The organism is Moorena sp. SIO3I6 (assembly GCF_010672095.1).
In genome coordinates this window covers 1-2,387 of the sequence record NZ_JAAHHU010000713.1, presented here as the reverse complement: position 1 = coordinate 2,387, position 2,387 = coordinate 1, and the positions used below count along the sequence as shown (strand labels likewise).

1 protein-coding gene is annotated in these 2,387 nt (G+C 42.4%); it reads right to left on the bottom strand.

Translation table 11 applies throughout. From position 1 onward, the window contains the following. Positions 1 to 1,288: 1,288 nt before the first annotated feature. A partial coding sequence (locus F6K49_RS41705; protein ID WP_293107101.1) for a hybrid-cluster NAD(P)-dependent oxidoreductase occupies positions 1,289 to 2,387 on the bottom strand: 1,099 nt, incomplete at its 5' end.

Here is a 2,387-nt window from a genome sequence, read left to right as displayed (position 1 = left end):
ATAGCCCTGCGGTTGTTACTCCAATGGTTAGGAGCGAGGATAGATGCTGCCGTTTTTTCAGCCCTTGATGGTGAGCCGAAAATAAATTTTTCATATTTACACCCGTGACTGGTTGTTTTTCAAAAGATTGGACGGTAGATTGGACGGTAGCAAAACGTTCCCGATCGCATTGGTTACCTAGGAAAAAGCAATGATGAGATCAGGTCGTCTCACCAATTTAGGAGAAAATTTAAGATAAGCAGGTACACAAAATTAATTGCACATTTAGCAAAACTCAAAGCCTTGCAGGGTAAGGGTTACAGAGATTTGGAGTAGGCAATTAATTCTGTGTAGGTGCTTAAATAGTCTCCCGAGAACACTACAGGTAAAAACACGGACGTCTTACCGTTGAATCAAGTACCAAAACAGACTCAAAACAGACTAGGGACTCTGGCCATAAACTCCTTAGATCTGTTTGATTAATTAGAGTCTCTGGGAGTTATCCGTACTTGATCCATAGGTCAATTTTCTTTGGCGGGAGTTGAATCCCTCATTTATCATCCGTCTATTCCCTTACAATGTCAATCGTCATCCGGAAAATTACTGATAACTTTAAAAAAGTTTCACAAAAAATATCCGTCTTTTTACTAGTTTCACAAAAAAATCACAAATACAATAATAATTGTTATGATTATAATTAAAACTACCAGGGTAAACGCGAACAAAATTCCGATCATGATTAGCTCAATCATCGAGAGGCTAAAATTCTCGCTAGATAAGGTTTACAGCCTTAAGTTGGTAGCTATTATTAATCAGGTTTCTGTTATTGATTTGATTTAGCCAATCTAATGGTCATGACCTTCACAAATTAGTCTAGTATTGTCACAGAAAAAATCGCCAATGATAATCAGAGTTACTGACTATTACCAGGTATTTTCACAAATCTTAAGGTTTTGTTTACCTAATATTCACAATATTTCACAGAGTTACTATTTTGATTAATAACTCCCCCATTTTGATCCGGCTGGCGAAACATTCCTTAACATGATTAAAGCCTTGATATTCGGTGTCATGGTTGGAAACTATTTTAGAGTTTTGTTAAGTAATCAACGGCAGAATCAGTGTTTTGGATGTTAACTTATATTTAGCTATTTAGCCAGCAGGAGCAATTTTGGGGGACTTTCAGCTAGGGAAAAGGTATTTGGCGAAATATGAACTGTTATGAAACCTTTTCCCTGTTCTGGTTGAGCTTGATTAAGCTTAATCAGTAACAAGCTACATTGATCATTGAACCTTTGACAAGACAGGTTTAGGCGCTAACCACTACTCGTCCTACAGGATGAGCCACACAAGTCAAAATCATTCCTTCCTGCCGTTCGTCCTCTTCGAGAGCGTCAGGCTCATCATCATACTCTACCTTCCCTTCTAGAAGCTTGCGCTTACAAGCACCACAGGCTCCCATGCGGCAACCGCTTGGTAATGGTACCCCTTCTTGTTCCGCCACATCTAGGATGACATCCTCAGCATCACAGCTGACCTCTTTTCCAGACTCAGCAAAGACCACAGTGGGTTCATTAGAGGTTGATGGTGATTCTACTAGGTGTAGTCTAGGACGATCTTCCCCTTTGACTGGTTCAGGAGTTGCTGCTGTTGCTTTCTTTTTTGAGGGCTTTTTGCCGCCAAAGCTCTCTTCATTGTAGTTTTCCATCGGAAAGTCCAGACCCGCTAGCATCCCTTTCACCCCTGCCATAAAGGGATTCGGACCACAGACATAAACAATGCGATCGCGAAAATCAGGAGCCATTTCTGCCAGCATGGCTTCATTGAGTCTTCCGGTATAACCGGACCAAGCTTGATCGATTTCTGGGCGAGTGGTGGTAATCGCCAGCTTAAAATTAGGGTGCAAAGCGGCCATCAACTGTAATTTCTGATGGAAGATGATGTCTTTTGGGCTACGAGCACTGTGGACAAAGACAACATCAACATCAGCACCGGTATCACAAAGCCATTTGGACATAGACATCATCGGGGTAATGCCACTACCTGCTGAGATAAACAGCAGTTTATCAGGCCTATAGTCAGCACAGGTAAATTTACCCATTGGACCATTTAATCTCACCTCGGACCCGACTTTGATGTTGTCGTGCAACCAGTTAGACACCAAACCCGCTGGCCGATCAGGAGCGTCTGGTGGTGCTGGAACTCTCTTGACAGTAATTTCTAAGGTATGAGGACGTGAGGGGGCCGAAGAGATGGAGTAGGAACGCTTCACTGGTTTGCCATCAATCTCCAAATCGAGAGTGACAAACTGACCTGGCTTGTAGCTGAACAGTATTGGTGGTTCGGCCACGAAGCGGAATGTTTTTACATCATCGGTCTCATCAATGACCTGTACACAGCGGACAGTA